Source organism: Psychrobacter sp. Ps1 (genome assembly GCF_022129425.1).
In the GTDB taxonomy this organism is placed as follows: Bacteria; Pseudomonadota; Gammaproteobacteria; order Pseudomonadales; family Moraxellaceae; genus Psychrobacter.
In genome coordinates this window covers 50,618-71,876 of sequence record NZ_JADQAN010000017.1, presented here as the reverse complement: position 1 = coordinate 71,876, position 21,259 = coordinate 50,618, and the positions used below count along the sequence as shown (strand labels likewise).

The 21,259-nt window shown below is 41.4% G+C and carries 14 protein-coding genes; 7 read left to right on the top strand and 7 right to left on the bottom strand.

The features are described 5' to 3' along the window. The first annotated feature begins 457 nt into the window (after positions 1 to 457). The 3 genes from era (at position 458) to I3249_RS09800 (ending at position 3,119) form a co-directional block, all read left to right on the top strand. The gene (gene era, locus I3249_RS09810) at positions 458 to 1,423 is read left to right on the top strand and encodes a GTPase Era (RefSeq protein ID WP_057762330.1); all 966 of its coding nucleotides are present in this window, start codon (positions 458 to 460) and stop codon (positions 1,421 to 1,423) included. A gap of 63 nt (positions 1,424 to 1,486) precedes the next feature. Continuing rightward, on the top strand, positions 1,487 to 2,278 hold the full coding sequence (locus I3249_RS09805; protein ID WP_238069807.1) for a DNA repair protein RecO C-terminal domain-containing protein: 792 nt from the start codon (positions 1,487 to 1,489) through the stop codon (positions 2,276 to 2,278). A gap of 67 nt (positions 2,279 to 2,345) precedes the next feature. Next, positions 2,346 to 3,119 carry a pyridoxine 5'-phosphate synthase gene (locus tag I3249_RS09800; RefSeq protein WP_238069806.1) on the top strand — a complete coding sequence of 258 codons (774 nt, stop codon included), beginning with the start codon at positions 2,346 to 2,348 and terminating at the stop codon, positions 3,117 to 3,119. Positions 3,120 to 3,139: 20 nt separating this feature from the next. On the opposite strand, the gene I3249_RS09795 is transcribed toward I3249_RS09800, so the two are convergent. Beyond that, complete coding sequence (locus tag I3249_RS09795) at positions 3,140 to 3,868, bottom strand: GspH/FimT family pseudopilin (protein WP_238069805.1); 729 nt, start codon at positions 3,866 to 3,868, stop codon at positions 3,140 to 3,142. Between the two features lie 584 nt (positions 3,869 to 4,452). Here I3249_RS09795 and I3249_RS09790 point away from each other — a divergent pair. The 3 genes from I3249_RS09790 (at position 4,453) to mscL (ending at position 8,573) form a co-directional block, all read left to right on the top strand. After that, on the top strand, positions 4,453 to 5,637 hold the full coding sequence (locus I3249_RS09790; RefSeq protein WP_238069804.1) for an OmpA family protein: 1,185 nt from the start codon (positions 4,453 to 4,455) through the stop codon (positions 5,635 to 5,637). A gap of 349 nt (positions 5,638 to 5,986) precedes the next feature. Further along, positions 5,987 to 7,837, top strand: coding sequence for a translational GTPase TypA (gene typA / locus I3249_RS09785; protein WP_057758402.1), 1,851 nt, complete (start codon positions 5,987 to 5,989; stop codon positions 7,835 to 7,837). Positions 7,838 to 8,117: 280 nt separating this feature from the next. After that, positions 8,118 to 8,573, top strand: a complete 456-nt coding sequence (gene mscL, locus I3249_RS09780; RefSeq protein ID WP_238069803.1) for a large conductance mechanosensitive channel protein MscL — start codon at positions 8,118 to 8,120, stop codon at positions 8,571 to 8,573. A gap of 111 nt (positions 8,574 to 8,684) precedes the next feature. Here the strand turns inward: mscL and I3249_RS09775 are convergent, their stop codons facing one another. From I3249_RS09775 to cysM, 6 genes are all read right to left on the bottom strand, one after another. Beyond that, positions 8,685 to 9,125 carry a hypothetical protein gene (locus I3249_RS09775; protein WP_238069802.1) on the bottom strand — a complete coding sequence of 147 codons (441 nt, stop codon included), beginning with the start codon at positions 9,123 to 9,125 and terminating at the stop codon, positions 8,685 to 8,687. Between the two features lie 289 nt (positions 9,126 to 9,414). Further along, on the bottom strand, positions 9,415 to 10,356 hold the full coding sequence (mutM, locus tag I3249_RS09770) for a bifunctional DNA-formamidopyrimidine glycosylase/DNA-(apurinic or apyrimidinic site) lyase (RefSeq protein ID WP_238069801.1): 942 nt from the start codon (positions 10,354 to 10,356) through the stop codon (positions 9,415 to 9,417). Between the two features lie 55 nt (positions 10,357 to 10,411). Next, entirely contained in the window at positions 10,412 to 12,940 is a 2,529-nt protein-coding gene (locus I3249_RS09765) for a bifunctional (p)ppGpp synthetase/guanosine-3',5'-bis(diphosphate) 3'-pyrophosphohydrolase (RefSeq protein WP_238069800.1), read from the bottom strand. Between the two features lie 423 nt (positions 12,941 to 13,363). Next, positions 13,364 to 14,935 (bottom strand): 23S rRNA (uracil(1939)-C(5))-methyltransferase RlmD, encoded by a 1,572-nt coding sequence (gene rlmD / locus I3249_RS09760; protein WP_238069799.1) that lies wholly within the window; start codon positions 14,933 to 14,935, stop codon positions 13,364 to 13,366. Positions 14,936 to 14,996: 61 nt separating this feature from the next. After that, positions 14,997 to 15,821 (bottom strand): 3'-5' exonuclease, encoded by an 825-nt coding sequence (locus tag I3249_RS09755; protein WP_238069797.1) that lies wholly within the window; start codon positions 15,819 to 15,821, stop codon positions 14,997 to 14,999. 142 nt (positions 15,822 to 15,963) lie between these two features. Next, positions 15,964 to 16,920: a cysteine synthase CysM gene (gene cysM / locus I3249_RS09750; RefSeq protein WP_238069810.1), complete on the bottom strand. Its 957-nt coding sequence runs from the start codon at positions 16,918 to 16,920 to the stop codon at positions 15,964 to 15,966. A 608-nt stretch (positions 16,921 to 17,528) separates the two neighbouring features. Here cysM and I3249_RS09745 point away from each other — a divergent pair. Next, entirely contained in the window at positions 17,529 to 21,143 is a 3,615-nt protein-coding gene (locus I3249_RS09745) for an ATP-binding protein (RefSeq protein ID WP_238069795.1), read from the top strand. Positions 21,144 to 21,259 lie beyond the last annotated feature (116 nt).

Sequence of the window (21,259 nt, the reverse complement as noted above, 5' to 3'; positions counted from 1 at the left end):
TGTATTCTTGGTCGAAAACAATAGATTAGTGAGGTGCTCTTCTTTTTTCAATCACTTTCGAAGTTGAGAGTGGGGTATAAATTGCCAGGATCTGCCAAAAAACGTGTATAGCCTATGTCTATTAATGCATTTTTAGATGCAGAGTATTAGCTTAGATTGGTTTATAGCTTGCAAAACATATATTAAAATTACCTCACATATTATTTATTTTAAAACTTTAAATGTTTCTAGCCCGTTTTTAATGATGACTAAATAAATTTACCATTAAAGACTGTTCGGCTAGTCACAAACCCTATAGGATTAATTTATGAGCAATCATACTGATTTGCCATCAAACAATGAAGACAGCACCCAGAATTTGGGTGAAAACACAGATATTGATTTAAGCCAAAATAATATCGAAGTTACTGAAGAGACTCATGGTATTGATGCAGAAGGTATTGCATTAGACAATGATATGGCTATTGAAGAATTTTTTGCGCCAAGTGGCAACGCACGTATGGCTGATGATTTTAGAGCAGGTTATGTGGCCATTGTTGGACGTCCAAATGTGGGCAAGTCAACTTTGATGAACCACTTATTAGGTCAAAAGCTGTCTATCACCTCACGTAAACCGCAAACTACCCGTCATCGTATTCATGGCATTTTGTCAAACCATGAAATGCAAGCGGTGTTTGTTGATACACCAGGTATTCACCGTAACGAAGTACGTGCTATCAATGAACGTATGAATAAAGCGGCAGTATCGGCGTTAGTAGATGTAGACTTAGTATTGTTTGTTGTTGATTCAGATCAATGGCGTGACGATGATTTATTGACCTTGCAGAAGCTCGGTGAGACCAATCTAACAGTCGTATTGGTTATCAATAAGTCAGATACTCTAAAAGATAAAGGCAGCGTGCTACCACTTATCGAAACTTTTAACGATAGTTTCGATTTTGCTGATATCGTTCCTGTATCTGCACTAAAAAATCAGAACTTAGATCGTTTGCAAGAAGTGATTGCCTCACATTTACCAGTTGCTGCGCCTATTTATGATACAGAGCAAATCACTGATCGCTCTGAGCGATTTTTGGCCAGTGAAATTATTCGCGAAAAAATCATGCGTAGTGCAGGCGATGAAGTACCCTATGATTTAACGGTACAGATTGATGAGTTTAAAGACGAACCTGCACATACTGATCCAAAAACAGGGCGTCCACGCAAAGCTTGTACTTTCATCGATGCGACTATCTATGTTGAACGTGGTGGTCAAAAAGCCATCGTTATCGGTGATAAAGGCCAGCGTATCAAACAAGTTGGTATGGATGCTCGTAAAGATATGGAGCAGTTATTCGGTAAAAAAATAATGTTAACGCTGTGGGTCAAAGTGAAACGTGGTTGGTCCGATGACGAGCGTGCGTTGACCAGTTTGGGTTATTGATAGCGGTTAAAAACGAACGCTTCAAAAATACTGCCTGCCTTTTAGCTATTTAGGTAATAAAAAATGCGTAATGAAGCGCTCGTCGGGTATTTGTTGCATCAGCGTCCTTATCAGGAAAAACGCGCTTTGTATTATCTTTTTTCTCAACAACATGGTGTGATACATGGTGTTGGGAAAAAAGGCGCGCCGCTATTTATGCCTTTACAGCTTTTTGCTACTGGTAAACGTGATCTAAAAACCTTTAGTCAAATTAATATTGCTTCGCAAGATAATACTCAAGCTGATAGCGCTCAAAAAGACAGTGTTCAAAAAGATAGTACATCTGCTGTCTTAGAAGCCGTACCTTACGCCAATATCAGCGGCCAACATCAGTATGCTGCACTATATATAAACGAGATTCTGTGGCGGCTATTACCTACTGAAGATCCAATGCCAGTACTGTGGCAGCATTATCAAATCAGTCTACAACAACTCAAGCAGCCCTTAAGTAATAGCGAGCTTCGTCTCTGTCTACGTCAGTTTGAGCAATATCTATTTACCGAGTTAGGATTCACTTTAACGTTAACGCATGACAACATTGAGGACCCCATCGAGTCTGATTATACTTACCGCTTTTTACCGGACATAGGTTTGCTCCCTATATTAGTACATAATGAAGAGTCTGAGCATTTAGCCAGTGAGTCTGGACAGACTGTTTTTAAGGGTGCGGATATCATAGAAATGGCACGTTTAGGTATTACTGAGCAGACGCTGAGCCATTGGTCAAAGCTACATAGACATCTTATTGATCATTTGCTTGATTATCAGCCGCTACAAAGCCGTCTGTTATGGCAGCAACAGCAGCGTTATCAATAACTGCATTCTCAAATATCATCGTAGTATCAACTATATAAGTTAGGCTTAATTGCCCAAAGGATTTTTTATGAGTATCTCTGTATCTACCTCATCTGAAAACAATTCAAAAAAACCTTTGTTAGGCGTGAATATTGATCACGTGGCAACATTGCGTCAAGCGCGCGGTGTGAGTTATCCAAGTCCTTTGGCTGCTGCATTATTGTGCGAAAAGGCAGGAGCAGATGGTATCACTATACATTTACGTGAAGATCGTCGTCATATACAAGATGCAGATGTTTATGAAATGGCGGGGCAGTTGTCGACGAGAATGAATCTAGAGATGGCAGCAACGGATGAGATGCTTGCAATTGCCTGCGAAGTTAAACCTTTTTGGGTATGTCTAGTACCTGAAAAGCGGGCAGAGTTAACGACAGAAGGTGGTCTTGATGTTGCAGGGCAAGTCACGTCTCTAAAAGAGTATGTTTATAAACTGCAAGATTATAATATTAAGGTTTCTTTGTTTATTGATCCTGATGACAAGCAGATTGCAGCCGCGATAGAGTGTGGTGCAGACGCAATAGAGTTGCATACTGGTGCTTATGCCGAAGCAGGCTTAGCAAATGATACTGACGTACAGTTGGCTGAACTTAAAAGACTTGAACAAGCAGTAGCTACAGCACAGAGCCTAGACGATAAATTGCTTGTTAACGCGGGTCATGGCTTAACGTGTGACAATGTTAATTCCATTGCAAAGATTGATGGTATATATGAGTTAAATATTGGTCACGCACTTATTGCAGATGCGGTGTTTGTAGGACTGGAGAGCGCTGTGACAATGATGAAAGAGGCCATGTATAAATAGTTTTGCATATATGGCATCCATTACCCATTACATTTCGTAGGATGGTCTACGTTAAGTTTATGTTTGACGATACCGGATTGGTTAAAAGAGATTTGGTACATTGACTTGTTATAAGAAGAGGTAGGGCAGTATTTTATATGGCCGAAGTGTCCTCGCGGTCTGCCGCTGTCACCCCAAAATTTAGTATAGTGGCGCCTACCGCCAACTCTTAACTTCACTGTACTATATTTTAGGTCTAAAGATTGCTGAGTTAATAAGGTATCTACTTGAGAATCAAAATGCTTGTTGTTATTTTTATCTACGAATAGCAGAAGCGTTTTATCACTGTTCCTATGGCACTGCTGTGCATCATTCGATAAACAAACCAAGACATCCTGCCGACTTATATAACTTTCGGCCTTTGCTAAGGATAAGGTGTTCTCTAATTGATGCTTGACCCTTTGGGCTTCCATTCGTGCTAAGTGCGTTAAGATACTTGGCGCCGCAATAGCTGCAATAATTCCTAATACCATTGTCGTCACAGTTAGCTCAACGAGAGTGAAGCCGTCTGATTGTTTGGCGTTTGAAATATTATTATTTTGAAGGGATGATTTCCTATAACTGACTAACTTCAATAGTTTATTAAATAACCTAGATGCAATAGCTAAGAAATTATCAATTCCATACCTGCCTTTTCTACAAATAGGTAAACAAAAGGTAAAAATGACTATTCTCTTATAATGGGCCAGTACCTTACTAAGTAAGTTCATAATGCGCTACATCCTATAGCTGTTTGTCATTCAAGTAAAAAACAACGTATCACACATCCTTGTGTTGACTATCTTTTAAGCAAACCAATTGTCCAAATTCTTTAAAATTTCTCTTATTCCACTGTATATAAAGCACATATAACACCTAATCACTTGATTTTCAGAGGAATATTGGTTTTTTACAATATATATGTAATATATAGCGACTGTCAAAAAATGTTTCAATTAGTGAAAGAACGACATTAGCAATAGAGAAAAAATTCCAATTGTAATAAAATACTTCAAGAAAATAGCTATCAATGGACTATTCATCTATCGCAAACTGAGGTGTAAAAGATAAGAAGCGTAAGGTGTGTTAGTTCTGGGTAACTTAGACGGTTTATTGTGTTTTGGTTACAACATTATCGTGTAATAATGTGTAGCTCGTTAACGAAAAAAGTTGTAAACTGAATTAATAATCGCTAAGCTACTCCTTAATTGGTTTTGCTTTGTAACTTAAAATGCGTAAGAGATGTCTATCTTAGTACGTCTTGAGAATCGGTTTTGCTTAATGCATCACTAAAATTATCCTTTGGAGGAAGTCCATGAAATTGAATAAAATCGCTCTAGCTCTGTTCGCTGTAACAGCGGCTCCTTTAGCAGCTAATGCTGGTGTTACTATCAGTCCATTATTACTAGGTTATCATTACAGCGAAGGTGCTGATGACGATCAAGCTGACTTGTTAAAAGATTATAGCGGCAATGGTGATAGCTATTACAAAGAAGATGGTCTTTATACTGGTGCAGCACTAGGTATCGAACTTACTCCTTCTACTCAGTTTCAAGTAGAGTACGGCGTGTCAGATACTGACGCTATTCGCCAAGATGGTTCTGATAACTTTGATGCAGAACAAGAAACTATCTCTGGTAACTTCTTAATCGGTACTGAAGAGTTTACTGGTTATACAGATAATGCATTTAAACCTTATGTATTAGTTGGTGCTGGTCAATCTAAACTTGAGATTAAAGACTCATCAGGTGATAAAGTTAGTGGAACTAAAGACACTATCGGTAACCTAGGTTTAGGTGCTATGTATCGCATCAATGATGCGCTAAGCTTACGTGGTGAAGCTCGTGCGATTCATAACTTTGATAACAACTGGTGGGAAGGCCTGGCTTTGGCCGGTCTAGAAGTAGTACTAGGTGGCCATTTAGCACCTACAGTAGCAGTACCACCTATGCAAGAGCCAGTAGTTGACAACACTCCAGTAGTCGTTGTTGAAGCTGATCTTGATTCTGACGGTGATGGCGTACCTGATAGCATCGATGCATGCCCAGGCACTCCAATGAATGTTGTAGTTGATGAGCGCGGTTGCCCAGTACCAGTAGACATTACTGACGAACTGAAAATGGAACTACGTGTATTCTTTGATAACGACAAGTCAGCTATCAAAAACCAGTACAAGCCAGAAATCGCTAAAGTAGCAGAGAAGATGCGTGAATATCCTAACTCTACCGCTCGTGTAGAAGGTCATGCTTCTAAGACTGGTCCTTCAGCACGTTATAACCAACGTCTATCTGAAGCTCGTGCCGTTGCCGTTAAATCTATGCTAACTAACGAATTCGGTATTGCTCCAAACCGTCTATCAACTGTAGGCTATGGTTATGACAACCCAATCGCTTCAAACGACACTGAAGAAGGTCGTGCTATGAACCGTCGTGTTTATGCCATCATCACTGGTGACAAAACAATGACTGTTGAACAAACTAAAGATATGGTTGTTCAATAAGCATTAGCAAAATAACCGTATAGTTAAATATACAGTTACAAAAAAAGCCACCCAATGGGTGGCTTTTTTTTATTTATGTATTGAGAAAAGTGAGTTATTACATAAATTTATGAATCAATAATGTTATACTAGCCACCCAAACATTCTGTAAATTAACAGTATGTACATTAGCATAGCAATCTGTATGATGAATTCGTCAGTATAGATATTTGATTGTATTGAACTTTTTTATTTGATAGCATTCTTTTCTGCGTCATCTTAGATTCAATATCTATCTGATTGATGATGAAAGTTTATTCAGCAGCGCTTACTGCTACTGCATTTTTTTAAGACGAAACGAGCATTTTATATGGCGAACGATATCAAACACCTGCGTAACATTGCAATTATTGCCCACGTTGACCACGGTAAGACAACTTTGGTTGATAAGTTATTACATCAGTCTGGTACTTTTGGCGACCGTGCAAACATTGCTGAGCGTGCAATGGACTCAGGTGATATTGAGCAAGAACGTGGTATTACCATTTTGGCTAAAAACACAGCTATCCGCTGGACAGATAAAACTTCAGAAACTGAATACCGTATCAACATTGTTGATACCCCAGGTCACGCCGATTTCGGTGGTGAAGTTGAGCGTGTAATGTCTATGGTTGACTGCGTACTTTTAGTTGTTGACGCTGTTGATGGCCCAATGCCTCAGACTCGTTTTGTGACGCAAAAAGCATTCGAACAAGGTCTAAAGCCGATCGTTGTTATTAACAAAATCGATCGTCCTGGCTCACGTCCTGATTGGGTAATGGATCAAATCTTTGATTTGTTTGACAACCTAGGTGCAAACGATGAGCAGCTTGATTTCCCAGTTGTTTATGCTTCAGCATTGAACGGTATTGCAGGTCTAGAAGCAGATGATTTAGCTGATGATATGACGCCATTGTTCAAAACTATCGTTGATGTTGTTCAGCCTCCACAGGTTGATGCTGACGCTCCGTTCCGTATGCAAATCTCAAGCCTTGACTACAACAGCTTTGTTGGTGTAATCGGTATTGGTCGTATTCAACGTGGTAAAGTCAAACTTAACACGCCAGTGACTGTCATTGATAAGCATGGCAAAACGCGTAACGGCCGTATCCTAAAAATTATGGGTTATCATGGTCTTGATCGTATTGACGTTGAAGATGCACAAGCCGGTGATATCGTTTGTATCACAGGTATCGATGCGTTAAACATCTCTGATACTATTTGTGATCCTAACAACGTTGAAGCACTACCAGCACTAACGGTAGATCAACCTACAGTATCTATGAACTTCCAAGTAAACAATTCACCATTTGCTGGTCGTGAAGGTAAGTTTGTGACTTCACGTAACATTCGTGAGCGTCTTGAGCGTGAGTTGATTCATAACGTAGCATTACGTGTAGAAGACACTGAGTCTCCTGACAAATTTAAAGTATCAGGTCGTGGTGAGCTTCATTTATCAGTACTTATCGAAAACATGCGCCGTGAAGGTTTTGAGCTAGGTGTTTCTGGTCCAGAAGTTATCGTTAAAGAAGTTGATGGTAAGCTACAAGAGCCGTATGAAAACGTTGTCTTCGATATCGAAGAAGAGCATCAAGGTTCTATCATGGAGCAAGTTGGTCTACGCAAAGGCGAGATGACTAACATGGAGCTGGACGGTAAAGGCCGTATGCGTATTGAGGCAACCATACCAGCGCGTGGCTTGATCGGTTTCCGTTCTGAGTTCCTAACCCTGACTTCAGGTAGTGGTATTATGACCTCGAGCTTCTCACATTACGGTCCACAGAAGATCGGTGATGTTGGTGGTCGTTCTAATGGCGTATTGGTTTCTATGGCAAATGGTACTTGCCTAGGTTTTGCTCTATTTAACCTACAGAAACGCGGTAAGTTGTTTGCTGAACCACAGCTTGAAGTTTATGAAGGTATGATTGTTGGTCTTAACTCTCGTAACGATGATATGACTGTTAACCCAACGACTGCTAAACAGTTAACTAACGTACGTGCTAGTGGTACTGACGAAGCATTGACGTTGACGCCAGCAGTGAAGTTCACTCTTGAGCAAGCGCTTGAATTTATTCAAGACGATGAGCTAGTCGAAGTAACACCAAAAGCGGTACGTATTCGTAAACGCTACTTGACTGAAAGTGAGCGTAAACGTCACGGCCGTGGTAAAAAAGGTGCTTAATATCAATAAGTGAGTTACTTAGTGATTCATAGTATTGATGTTTGACGCAAACACTTAGTGTCAGTAGTTTTACTGGCACTAAGTGATTCAAAAAATGAGCAGTATAAGGTGAGCTATTAGTGGTTCACTTTATACTGCTTTTTTTTGTGTTGTAATCTTGGAAAAATACAGACAGAATGAATAGTGGCATTAATGTATTCAATTATTAACATGAAAGCTAGATGTGACACTTATTATATAAATATCTATTTGCTTATAGATAAATTTTGAGGAAAAAACAATGAGTATGGTTTCAGAGTTCAAAGAGTTCGCTGTCAAGGGTAATGTAATGGATTTGGCAGTCGGTGTCATCATCGGCGGGGCTTTTGCTACCATCACAAAATCTTTGGTAGATGATATTATTATGCCGATTGTCGCTTTTATTTTTGGCGGCGAGATTAATTTTGAAAACATGTTCCTAGTTTTAGGCGATGCACCTGACGGTATTGCTACGACTTATGATGCACTCAAAGAAGCAGGCGTTCCTGTATTGGCTTATGGTAGTTTTATTACCGTACTTATTAACTTCTTAATTTTAGCTTTCATCATCTTTATGATGGTTAGAGGTGTCAATAAAATGCGCCGTGCTGAAGAGGTAGAGGAGGTTATTGAAGAAACAGTAGCAGAGCCATCAGAGGAAGTGAAGTTGCTACGTGAAATCAGTGCCAAATTAAGTAATACCCGTATTACGAAATAAATTATCAATTCGTTGATAACAAAAAAGGCTAACTTCCCGTTAGCCTTTTTCCTATGAAATAGTCACAGTCATTTTTGTGAACTATTTAACGCGCCTATTAAAAGCAAATTGTTATGGAGTGACCACTACATAATCATTAGTGTTAATCAGAATCTCTGATGGTTGATCGACAACGATACGTACCACGTTATTATCAACGATTTGAGATTTGTAATAGTTGTCTTCTGCAACTGTACAGCCTAGACAGCGTCCCATCGCATCCCAAGGTTCAACAAATAGCTTCTGCTGTGCTTGATCTGCATTACCACCAATAAGTGAGAAAGGTAGGCTTACGATATAAGCTGCTGTACCAGCTACAGCATTTACAAGTTGCAGTGGCTTGCCAACAATCGTATCAACTACCATCGTTTCGTATGAAGGACCAAAATCAGTTTCATCAATTTCTATAGCTGCAAAAGTAGGCTGAATAGTCGCAGCTACCAATCCTAGAGTTGCCAATACAGTAAAAAATCTCTGCTTAACTGTGCGTTGAGTTTTTGCTTTAACAGTCATAACGATATCCTGAAACTCATAATAGTATGATTAATGGCTGCTGCTATTTCCACACAGGAATCTTGCGGCAACAATAGTTAGGCTAAATATTACAGAAAAATAAATGATACGCACTATTTATGTAAGCGCTAGCACTATTAAAGCAAGATGCGCGCTAATAAGCAACAAAAATGAGAACAATCTAGTTATAGCTTTGGCAATATTTAATTCTTTTAGAGTAAATACTCTGTCCATATATCATCTTTATTTAATCTAAACGAAGCACAAGTAAGCGGATATTAGGTATTAGCTATTTTAATGACTGACAGTTTGGACAATAAACACTGGCTCTACCAGTAAGTTTGATGTTTTCTAATGTCGTGCTGCAATGCAGACAGCTTTCGCCTTGTCTACCATACACATTTAAGGTTTGCTGAAAATAACCAGTTTGACCACTGGCGACTGTGAAATCTCGTAGTGTCGAACCGCCTAATTTAATCGCTTTCTTTAAAATTTCTTTAATATGATTCACTAAAATGACAATCTGATCGTATGAAATTTGATTGGCTGGTGTGGCAGGGTGGATGCCGGATAAATACAGACTTTCAGTCGCATAGATATTGCCAACACCAACCACGACTTCTTGTTCCATGATGACAGATTTAATCGCTCGGGAGATGGGTTTTAGTCGCTTATTCGTTTTAGTATTATCTGACGATGACCCATTGCTATCTTGACTAGATAAATCAATACGTTGAATTAAGCTGTATAAATAGTCTGCGGTAAAATCTTTTGAAAGCGGCTCAGGCCCCAGATGATCTAGTAGTTTACTACCGTAATCTTCATGCCATAGTACTGAACCAAAACGTCTTGGATCATAGTAGTGTAGCTGAGATTTTTTATTAGCAGTATCGTTAAAAACGACGACCAGATGATCATGTTTACGCTTATCAGTACCGTAGCTGTGCTGCTGTAAGCTACCTGACATTCCTAAGTGAATGAGAAGCTGACGCGGTTCCACTTTGCTGGCTGACATGGGAGCGTTATTCTGTGCAGCTACTGGCAGAAAATTAAGAATCAAATACTTTGCTCGGCGCTCGACACTCTCCAATGTGTAATTAACCAGCTCGTCTAAGTTATCTGGCATCATCCATCGCAGCTTTGGTTGAAATACTTTAACATCAACGACCTGTTGCCCAAATAATGGAGCAAGACTGGCTTTAGTAGTTTCTACTTCAGGTAATTCAGGCATAGTATTTTTTAACAACTCTATTATGGAATAAACAACAACTGGCTTAAGGTTTTATTTACACGACTGCACGGCGTGCGTGTAAAATACCATGTTGCTGTTCTAATTTTGCGAGCAGCTTAGATAGATGTGCTAAGCCTGAGACTTCAATATGGAACTTTAAAAAAGCAATATTGTCGTCATTACTTAACGTTTGAACTTGGCGAATATTGACGTTTTCTTTATCAATTATCTGTGTCAAATCACGTAGCAAACCGCGTCTGTCATATGCTTCGACATGAATATCAACAGGCTGATAACGCCCCGTCTGTACTTGCCAAGCGGCTTCTATCTTGCGCTCAGGATCGCGCTCGACCAGACGTAAGTACTCTGGGCAGCCTCGATTATGCACGCTAACGCCACGCGATAAAGTGATGTAGCCAGCTATCGGTTCGCCATGCACAGGATGACAACAACCTGCCAAATTGATTTCGATATTATCCAAACCATCGATATGGATTTTATACGCATCGAGCTTACCTGTATCTCTGTTATCTACATGAGGTACAAAGTTCTCTGGTGGTATCTCAGGTTCAAGGTGTAGCTGACGAGAGATATGACTGGTTAACTGATTAAGGCCAATATCACCTGTCACCAGCCCTACAATAATATCGTCGGTCGTATTGACATGAAAATGCTGAATATAGTCGTTCAGATCAATACTATTAGGATGAACAGATAGGCGCTCAAGCTCTTTACTGAGCATTTGGCGACCTATTTCAATATTCTTATCACGGTCTTGCTTATTGAACCACTGGCGCAGTTTTGAACGGGCGCGATTGGTATGAATATAACCTAACGAGGCTACCAACCAATCACGATTGGGCTCACGCGATGCCTTAGTAATAATCTCAACTTGCTCACCTGTTTTCAACTGATAGGTCAGTGGCACATAACGCTGATTGACGCGGGCTGCCTGCGCACGGTTGCCAACTTGAGTATGCACATAGTAGGCAAAATCGAGAACGGTCGCGCCTTTTGGTAGCTCAGTAATATCACCATCACGGCTAAAGATATAAATACGTTCTAGCTCATCAAAATCAACGAGTTGCTCTTCTTCGTCAAACTCAATATCGTCTATCTCTTCGCCCGCTACCACAGCTGAGCGTGGCTCATTATTGATAGATAATAATTGACGCAATGAGCTGATTCTTTGATTCAGATAATTGTCTTTCTTGTTCTTTAGACCTTCTTTGTAATTAACGTGCGCACACATGCCAAGCTCGGCCTCAAAGTGCATTTCATGAGTACGAATCTGGACTTCTAGTGACTTATTTTCCGCAATTACAGCAGTATGTAGCGAGCGATAACCATTGGACTTAGGGTTAGTAATATAGTCATCAAACTGCTCAGGAATATAACGCCATAAGCCATGTACTAGGCCTAAAACGTGATAACAGTCAGAAGGGCTATTGACCAGCACACGTAAGGCGCGAATGTCATAAAGCTGATCGAACGATAAGCCTTTGAGCTTCATTTTTCGATAAATAGAGTAGATATGTTTGACGCGCCCAGATACTTCGCCTTCGATACTGGCATCTGCTAATGATTCATTTAGCTTGTCTTGTACGCGCTGAATATAGGACTCACGTTCGCTACGTTTTTCTGACAGCAGCTTAGCAATTTCTTTATAGCGGTCAGGCGCAAGATAACGGAAAGCTAAATCTTCGAGCTCCCATTTTAGCTGTGCAATACCTAAACGATGGGCTAATGGCGCATAAATAGTCATGACTTCACGTGCGACACGCGTTTGACGCTCTGGCCTAGAAAAAGTCAATTCACGCATGGCGAAAGTACGCTCTGCCAATTTGATGAGTACCACACGCACATCGTTAGTAACAGAGATGAGCATGCTATAAATATTTGATAGCTGATCACGTTGATTATTGACGAAATGATCTTCTAAGCGTTTGTTGCTCTCAATAATCTCCGACAGCTTACCCATTGCAAGGGTATCTTTAACAAGCGTCAAAATATCTGGACCAAAGTTTTTTTCCACTTCAGCGAGACTAATAATTGATTTGCGCGCACTGCGATACAGCATGGCCGCGACCAATGCGTCTTCATCTTGATAAAGATAGGTCAAAATATCAGTCATACCAATACCGGTCACATAAGCACCTGAACGCTCAGATTCACTGGTATTCATATGACTGCGAATAAACTCGCAAGCTGCACTTAGGTTGGGTACTGACTCTTGTCCAATACGCTTGGCCACATTATCTAGCCAAGTAGGTACGTCGATGTTGGCGTGGTGGTCTAAGTCGACCGCCTCAAGCTCATCGTTTGATAGCGCATTGGTATCATCCAAATACTCGTCTTCAGTGTGAGGGTCATGCAAATGATAAGTGTGTGCAGCTGAGCGATCAAAAGTAGTATGTAGCTTGTGGGTTGCCAACTGGTATTTGATGTCGAGGGGAATTTGGGCATAGCTATTGGCTGACTGGTGAGAGCGTTGGCTCGCCACCAGTTGCGCCGCAAGTGTTGCACTATCGGCCTGCGTGGTCTGTCCATCCACCAGCGGTAATCCTTCACGAATTTTTACCATAGCCGACTCCTCTTAGCTATTTTGAATTGATTATAACCTCATCTACTATGCACACACTCTGAATTAACGATCCATAAAGCGTCAGCTATAAACCAATACAACTGCTAAAAATGTTATTTTTAGCAGCTATAAAATGCGCGTAAAATATATAAAGCTATGAGTGCAAATGCTTGCTATGTAGCGATTGGAAACATCATCAAAAACATAGGAAGATTGTTTACTATTATCTCATTTTAAAGTGACAAATCAAGCGAGCCTCTGTACGGCTGTGGTCAATTACGCTAAATAATGGCTATTTATTAGCACAAACTTATCAAAGCTTTGAGTTATCTTAGATAATTGTAATAACGCTTAAATGTCTCTTTAATCAGGTTCAACTATCAGTCATTTCTAGCTATCAATCATTTTTGAAAATTAATAACGTTAAACTGCTACTTTTTCGAAGCGAGCGATAGATTCAACATGACCCGTATGGCAGAACATATCCATCACGCCAGCATGAGTCAGACGATAGCCTTGTTCTAACAATGCTTTTGTATCACGGGCAAGGGTCGCTGGATTACAAGAGACATAAACAATGCGCTCAGCATTAAATTTTGGCAAATATTGCATAATCTCCCAAGCACCAGAGCGCGGTGGATCAATCAAAAGTGCATCAAAACCTTGGTTGGCCCATGGCTTATCAGTACAGTCTTGAGTCAAATCTTGACTATAAAACTCAGTATTGTTGATACCGTTGCGACGAGCGTTGTCAGCAGCACGTGCGGTCATGGCCTCACTGCCTTCGACACCGACTACTGAGCCTGTCTCGCCAACGAGACGCGCTAGTGGCAAACTAAAGTTACCCAAACCACTGAATAAATCTAGTACGCGTTCGCCTGCTTTTAAATCCAATAAGTCACAGGCAAGCTTGGTCATCTGACGGTTGACCGATAGATTTACTTGAGTAAAGTCAGTAGGGATAAATTCAAAAGTCAGGTCATACTCTGGCAATTGATAATATAAACGCCCAAATTGCTCGTTCAAATCATCAGCGTCTGTCAAAGCAATACGTTGGATGCTATCAATGCCTTTCGACTGCAAATATAGCTGCCAATTACGCGCTGCGAAAAACACTTTTAGTTTGTCTATATCAGCGTCTGACAACGGTTCTAAATTACGTACGATGAGGGCAACTGGCTGATTGCCATCAGGTAGTTCTGGCAGTTGCTCACCCATTGCAAGCTCAAGCTGAGCAATCTTGTCACGACTCTCTAAAGTGCTAATAAGTGTTTTTAGGTTTTCAATCTCAAACCCAATACGCGGATCTAGGATATGACATTCATTTAGCTCTGCCAAGAAGTTGCTTGAACGCTCACGAAAGCCGACAAGCGCGGTTTCTTTTTTGACAACATAACGCACGCCCAAACGTGCTTTGGTACGATAACCAAGACGATCGCCGACCACAGGTGGGAGCCAATTGTCAGGTTCCGCGTTGGCTTGGTGCATTAGCATTTCAGCCAGTACTGACTGTTTAAAGTTTATTTGACCATCTGGCTGCCAGTGCTGCAAGTTGCAACCACCGCAAGTACCGAAATGCGGGCAGGGTGGTACAGCACGTTCAGGGTTTGGGTTGGCAGTGATACTAATGGCATCGCCTTCTTCAAAGCTAGCACGGCTGTTGGTTATTTTTACTAAAGCGCTTTCACCTGGTAGAGCAAAGCTAACAAAGATCTTTTTGCCGTGTTTGTCTTCAGCATGACCTTCCGCAACGTCAAAACCATTACCATACACAGCAACACCGCGACCATCATGTGATAAGCCATCAATATTAAACGGAATTGGCTCTGCATCTTTTAGACGACGACGTGTCTTTGATGACGGCTTTGATTTTTTCTTACTCGGCGGAATGACAATCGTTTGGGTGTCGTTTGTTTGAGCTTCATTCGTTTGAACGTTACTGTTTTGTGCTGCCATATCAGATGCTGTAGATGTTTTTGAATCGGTGGGTTGCATAAACCTGCCTTAATAATAAATAACTAGAAGAGGGGAATAAAAACTACTAATAATGCGAATTCTATAATTTGGGTGCCGATGACCAGTCAGCGATAAACTCTTGATGTCGCGGACTACCGTCAGCTTGGGTATACTTTGCCAGATAGTCATAGCTCTGCTGCTGCCAAGCATCAAAATCTTGTGAAGACAACTGTCCTGTTAGACGTAACCAGCGTAAATAAATAAGCCAAGTATTCATCACATCAGACTCACAGTATATAGATAGGGTCTGCCAATCACCGCTACTAACAAGCGCGCCAACCATGCTTCCATCCACGTCAGTTTTACCGGGTAATCCGTACAGACTTGCGACGATATCCATGGCTTCGCGGCGACTAGCACCGTACTGGCTAAACCGATCCATCAAGTCTAGATGACGTGTATGAAAACGATTAACATAGTTATCAAAGCGCATATTTTTAATACGCTCGCCTTCTTCGAACAGCCATGGTGCTGACAAATCATATTGCATGGCACGATATATCAGTACAGGTATGTCAAAGCCTGAGCCATTCCAGCTAATAAGTTGCGGCAGTGTCTCAATGTCGTTAAATGCTCTAAAGAATTTGGCTAGGATTTCTTTTTCACTAAATTTATCGGCAGTCAAAGAAAATAGCGATAACTTCCCATCCTTGATATACAGAGCTGAGATACAGACGATGCGCTGTAGTGGCAAGCGCATAAAGTCGTGCCCTGCCTCTTGTGTACGTATCGCTGTCAGCGCACTTAACGCATCCGCATCGTTAAGATCGGCCAATTGCGGATAGATACGGCGTGCTGCATCGACATCGGCGACAGTCTCGATATCAAAAACCAATATAGGGTCGGATGGTAGCGCTTGTGACATAGATAATCCTGACTATTTATGAGCTGATAGTTAATTCATTATAAAAGAATGACAACATTGACCTTGCTTGAAGTATTGCATCTGCACTTGGCCGCTTTGCACTTCTTTCAAATTAACGATACTAAATGGCATTTCTTATGCATTAATTAACTTCTGCGCTGCTGTTATCCGTATTACTATCGTCAACGTTATATAAACCCGTTGATAAATAACGATCGCCACGATCGCAGATAATAAAGGCAATCACAGCATTAGGATTTGCTTTTGCCACTTGGGTCGCTGCCCATGCAGCTGCGCCCGAAGATACTCCAGCAAAGATACCTTCAGTCTTCGCCAATTTACGCATATAGACTTCGGCAATACGCTGATCGATATCCATCACTTCATCAATCAAGTCTGCATCAAAAATACCTGGCATATAAGCCGCTGGCCAACGGCGAATACCAGCAATCGAAGCTTCTTCATCAGGCTGTAGGCCGATGATTTTGACGTCTGGATTTTGCTCTTTTAGGTAGCGTGATACACCAGTAATCGTACCTGTCGTGCCCATCGAGCTAATAAAATGCGTAATTTTACCTTCTGTCTGTGCCCATAGCTCAGGGCCTGTAGTCAGGTAATGTGCTTGGCTATTATCAGGATTATTAAACTGATCCAATACAACCCCTTTGCCATCTGCTTGCATCTGCAATGCCAAATCACGTGCAGCTTCCATACCTTCGTCTACTTCAATCAGCGTTGCGCCATAAGCAATCATGGCATCTTTACGCTCTTGGGTAGAGTTGGTTGGCATGAGCAACGTTATCGGGTAGCCACGCATCGCAGCGACCATGGCCAATGCAATACCAGTATTGCCACTAGTGGCTTCAATCAACATATCGCCAGGTTTGATATCACCGCGCTGTTCTGCTTGATAAATCATATTAAAAGCAGGGCGATCCTTTACAGAGCCCGCTGGATTATTGCCTTCAAGCTTAGCTAATACTGTAGCACCATTGGCAATTTGCTCTTGCTCAGGCAGGCGTTGAAGTTTTACCAGCGGCGTTTGACCAACGCAATCAGCGAGGGTAGTGATTTGAGTGATAAAGTTAGCATTTGACATGGCCGTAGTGGACATAAAGTATCCTTTTCTATTTTTTAAATATGTTTTTGATGGCTTATTTTTGATGGAGGCGCTGTTCTTATTGTTTAATCATAATTTTAGACAGTCGCTTGGGTTATAGGTTTACGGTGATAAGCGAGCTAAAAACGAAAGGCATTAGAGTGCGCTCTCATATGTTATGACTATGAGCGATATATTGTGGTAAATAAAAAGTGGCTTTATTATATCATTTTGTTTTCAGCTGCGCTTATCGCATCAAGGATTAATAGTCACTGTATCAGGTCAATATCAATGTTACGTTGAGGGTTGCGAAAATAGAGTTGATAGCTTAAAGCCATATTCTCTTTAACACAGAGTGGTTGGCACTCTAATTATAACGTTATTCATCACATGGAATGCCTAACCAGAACTTATAGAATCCTGTTAAGATAATCTTGAGTTGTATATCAATTGTCTTATCAGAACCAGTTACCTTATTAACGATTAGTGGCTTCATTAAAAGTAGCGCCTTACCCAGATGCTCTGATACGACACGCTGCAAGTAACATGAATACTGATTTTATTACGAATAATTCACGGCAAGAACCTTAGTAGAGAGTAGACCTAGCATGGCATATAAAAAACGTTTCGATACCAGTAGTGCTTATGGTCAGCTGATCATACTGGTGTTTTTGCCTATCTGTGTGTTGGCAGCAGTAGGCGGCATCTTGGTATTTCACGAAACCATGCGTGCAAGCGACTCTGAGCAAGAAGTATTGGCCGAAGCGGTACTTATTCGTTATACGCCAGTCATAGCTGAACTGATTCCTGAGCTGCTAGAACAAGAGCGCCAGCAAGTAGGGAGTAGTGCTGAGGGTACTCAGCAAGCGGCGATGACGACGCTAGAGGGTATCCAAGATAAGCTTGGACGTATGCAGTCAGAGCAGCATGTACAGCGCATTGCTATTATTAATGAAGGTAACCAAATACTGGCAACAGTCGGTTATGGTCTCAATGAAGAATGGCCGCTAATCAGTGATTCCGCAAGCTTTTTGTCACAACGACCAACGCCTGTAGGCACAGCGTATGGCAGTGTATTGGGAGAATTTGAAGGGCAAACGTTGTGGTTACTTGTCGATATGGATAATGAGCCGCTCTATATTGCACGCTACCGTATTGCGATGGCGTTAGTGATTACTGGCTTGTTTACTATCTTGATTCTACTACTGAGCCTAAATATCTATTCAAAACGTTGGATTGCCCCCATTTATGAGCTGCGGTTGCAGTTGCAACGTACCCATGTTGATAATTTATACCAACCTGTACCCGTTGAGTCAGATGGCGAGCTGAATTTGTTACAGCAAGATCTAGTCAGAACATTGCGCCGCTTACATAGAAGCTTTCAAGAGCTCAAAGACCATGCCGAGCAAACGGAAGATGATTTACGTTTGGCATTTGATGAGATGGAAATGCAAAACATCTCTATTCGAAATGCACGTGATGCGGCAATTTCAACCAGCCAAGCCAAGTCTGCATTTTTAGCCAATATCAGTCATGAACTGCGTACACCATTGAACAGTATCGATGGCTTTATTAATTTGCTGGCACGTCATGGCGAGCTTAATCCTGAGCAGGACTTGTATGTACAGACCATACGTAAGTCATCAGCACACTTGCTCGCTTTGGTAAATGATGTCTTAGATTTTTCTAAGATTGAGGCAGGCAAACTGGTGCTAGATCGCCATGAATTTGATCTCTATGACACCATTTACGATGTGGTCGATATGCTATCTCCGGTCTCTGCGGAGAAGGGTTTGCGCATGGCAGTACTGTTTTACAATGATGTGCCGATGCGTATCAATGGCGATGCGTTACGTCTTAAGCAAGTATTGACCAATATCGTTGGTAATGCCATTAAATTTACGGATAGTGGTGATGTGGTGGTGCGTGTGAGCTTAGATGATCACCGTGATAATTATCTGATGATTAGCGTGCAAGATAGCGGAAAAGGCATTTCTCTGGCAGATCAAAAAATGCTGTTCCAAAGCTTTAGCCAAGGCGATCCATCAATCACGCGTCAGTATGGTGGTACAGGGTTGGGTCTGGTCATCTCCAAACAGTTAACGCGCTTGATGGGCGGGGATATTGGATTTCATGATAATGCTCAAGAAAATATTGCCAATCAAGGCGCGACTTTTTGGTTTCGCATGCCAGCCCATGTCGACGTGCTAGAGGCGGCCACAGGGCAGACGATCGAATTACCAGTATTGGCGCCACTAGCAAGCGAGACCGATGAGTTTAATGTACTGGTTTGGATCAATCATACCGCTTCGATACAAGTACTCAAGGCTAGCTTGCAATACTTACCAATTAAATTGACTCAAGCCAACTCGTTGCCGGGTGTACTGGAGTCGTTGAAAGAGCACGGTAACTATTGGGATTGGGTCATCGTTGATGATGACACTCAAGACGATATGATGGCGCTTCTTAAGCAAATTCGTCTGCATTATCAAGGCAAGCTTGCTGTGTTTGGCTACCAAGTGGCGGCCGATCAAGCGCTACTCAATCGCTATCATGCCAACATACTGTATGAGCCATTAGACAAAAGACAGCTGTATGCGATGCTCGATACTCAAAGCCGTAGTACGCCGCAAAGCCTGCAGGAACCACGCTGGAAAGGGGTCACTGTACTGGCAGTTGATGACCATTTGCCTAATTTATTAGTGCTTGATGCTTTATTGAGTGAGCTAGGTATTCAGGTAGTCACTGCGAGCAGTGGGTTTGATGCTATCGAGATTATCAGTAAACAACAAACCAAAAACATCAAAACTGCCAAGAGCGATAAGCAAAGTCTATCGAGTAAAACGCAACTCTCTAAAGCAGAAACACGTGATGAGATAAATAAGAAAACAAATAGCGCGTTCTATCATGAGGACACGAGCGCTGACGATAAAGCAGCTATGCAAGACAAAGATAATATTGATTTGATATTTATGGATATTCAAATGCCGCGTATGTCAGGTCATGAGGCGGCTAAGCAGATTCGAAATATCGAAAATGCGGATAGTCGTATCCCTATTATCGCTCTGACAGCTCATGGGTTGGCAGATGAACGTGACAAACTTATAGCCAGCGGCATCAATGACTATGTCGGCAAACCTATTAGTCAACCGCAGTTATTACAGGTGCTACAGAAATGGCTTGGTCGTAAGAGTACGACACCACAATTGACCGCATTGCCCGATACAGATTTGCAGAGCTTTGGCTTACAGCACCCTGATTTGCAGGATGATAATTTACAAGATGCTAATGTACAAGGTGCTAACGTAAAGGGTACCGACCCAACAGGGGCTGAGTTAACTCCTATTGACTCGCTGCGTGGTTACTCAATTAACGATAATGATTTATCAAATGATTTACTCTCTAACAATGTAAATGGGCAAGAGACTCAAGCCAGCTCAGGTATGTCTTCAGATGACTCAACCGATACTTATCCAATAATAAGAGGAGACGGGGTAGAACGTAATAGTACTTCTGTCAGTAGCGAGCCGAAAATTACCCGTCCACTATCTCTGAAAAAAATCCGTGATGACTATCTGCGCGATAGTCAGCCTCGTGAGGGCTATAGACGAGATACTGCGCGTGATATTCAACCGCGCTATGAAAGCTTACGTCTACAAAAACAAGGTCAATCGCCACTACTACAATCACCAACAAAGTCTATCGAAAGCTTTCAAGACCAAAGCCCTCAAGATAGAACAGCTCAAGATAATACGACTTTACACGAGCAAATCAACAATGACCTTAGCCAAAATAATATAAGCAAAAGCGATACCTCAAACATTTTAGATTGGCAAGATGCGCTCACTCGTTCAGCGAACAAACCTGAATTGGCGGCCAAGCTTATTATCATGATGATCGATACTATCAATGATGAAAAACAGGCGCTTATTCAGGCATGGGAAGCGCATGACCGCAATATGTTGGCACAAATTGCCCATCGTATATTGGGTGGGAGTCGATATACAGGTGTACCACAATTGCGTCAGGCTAGCCAAGATTTGGAAGATAAGTGCTTGCTGAATGTACAGCATACGACACCTGTGCAATTTGCAATGATTGAGCCATATTATGAGGCATTATTAACGGCGCTAGACAACTTGCAAAAGGTGGATTTATCTTCTTATCCGCAGCTTAATTATCATCGCTTAAGCGAAAATGACATGACGTGGAAAATGATATAAGTTGAAGATGAGGTAATAAGGTCAGAATCATTTAGGTCCAGAGAGCGATAGGTAGCCTCGTTAGATTTGCTTATCGCTATCAGCTAGACAAACTGTGTGTGCTGTATATGAAACTG

Bases quoted from the DNA above. Each gene is read 5' to 3' on its own strand.
- era (WP_057762330.1), top strand. From the start codon at position 458: ATGGCTATTGAAGAATTTTTTGCGCCAAGTGGCAACGCACGTATGGCT.
- I3249_RS09805 (WP_238069807.1), top strand. From the start codon at position 1,487: ATGCGTAATGAAGCGCTCGTCGGGTATTTGTTGCATCAGCGTCCTTAT.
- I3249_RS09800 (WP_238069806.1), top strand. From the start codon at position 2,346: ATGAGTATCTCTGTATCTACCTCATCTGAAAACAATTCAAAAAAACCT.
- I3249_RS09795 (WP_238069805.1), bottom strand. From the start codon at position 3,868: ATGAACTTACTTAGTAAGGTACTGGCCCATTATAAGAGAATAGTCATT.
- I3249_RS09790 (WP_238069804.1), top strand. From the start codon at position 4,453: ATGAAATTGAATAAAATCGCTCTAGCTCTGTTCGCTGTAACAGCGGCT.
- typA (WP_057758402.1), top strand. From the start codon at position 5,987: ATGGCGAACGATATCAAACACCTGCGTAACATTGCAATTATTGCCCAC.
- mscL (WP_238069803.1), top strand. From the start codon at position 8,118: ATGAGTATGGTTTCAGAGTTCAAAGAGTTCGCTGTCAAGGGTAATGTA.
- I3249_RS09775 (WP_238069802.1), bottom strand. From the start codon at position 9,125: ATGACTGTTAAAGCAAAAACTCAACGCACAGTTAAGCAGAGATTTTTT.
- mutM (WP_238069801.1), bottom strand. From the start codon at position 10,356: ATGCCTGAATTACCTGAAGTAGAAACTACTAAAGCCAGTCTTGCTCCA.
- I3249_RS09765 (WP_238069800.1), bottom strand. From the start codon at position 12,940: ATGGTAAAAATTCGTGAAGGATTACCGCTGGTGGATGGACAGACCACG.
- rlmD (WP_238069799.1), bottom strand. From the start codon at position 14,935: ATGCAACCCACCGATTCAAAAACATCTACAGCATCTGATATGGCAGCA.
- I3249_RS09755 (WP_238069797.1), bottom strand. From the start codon at position 15,821: ATGTCACAAGCGCTACCATCCGACCCTATATTGGTTTTTGATATCGAG.
- cysM (WP_238069810.1), bottom strand. From the start codon at position 16,920: ATGTCAAATGCTAACTTTATCACTCAAATCACTACCCTCGCTGATTGC.
- I3249_RS09745 (WP_238069795.1), top strand. From the start codon at position 17,529: ATGGCATATAAAAAACGTTTCGATACCAGTAGTGCTTATGGTCAGCTG.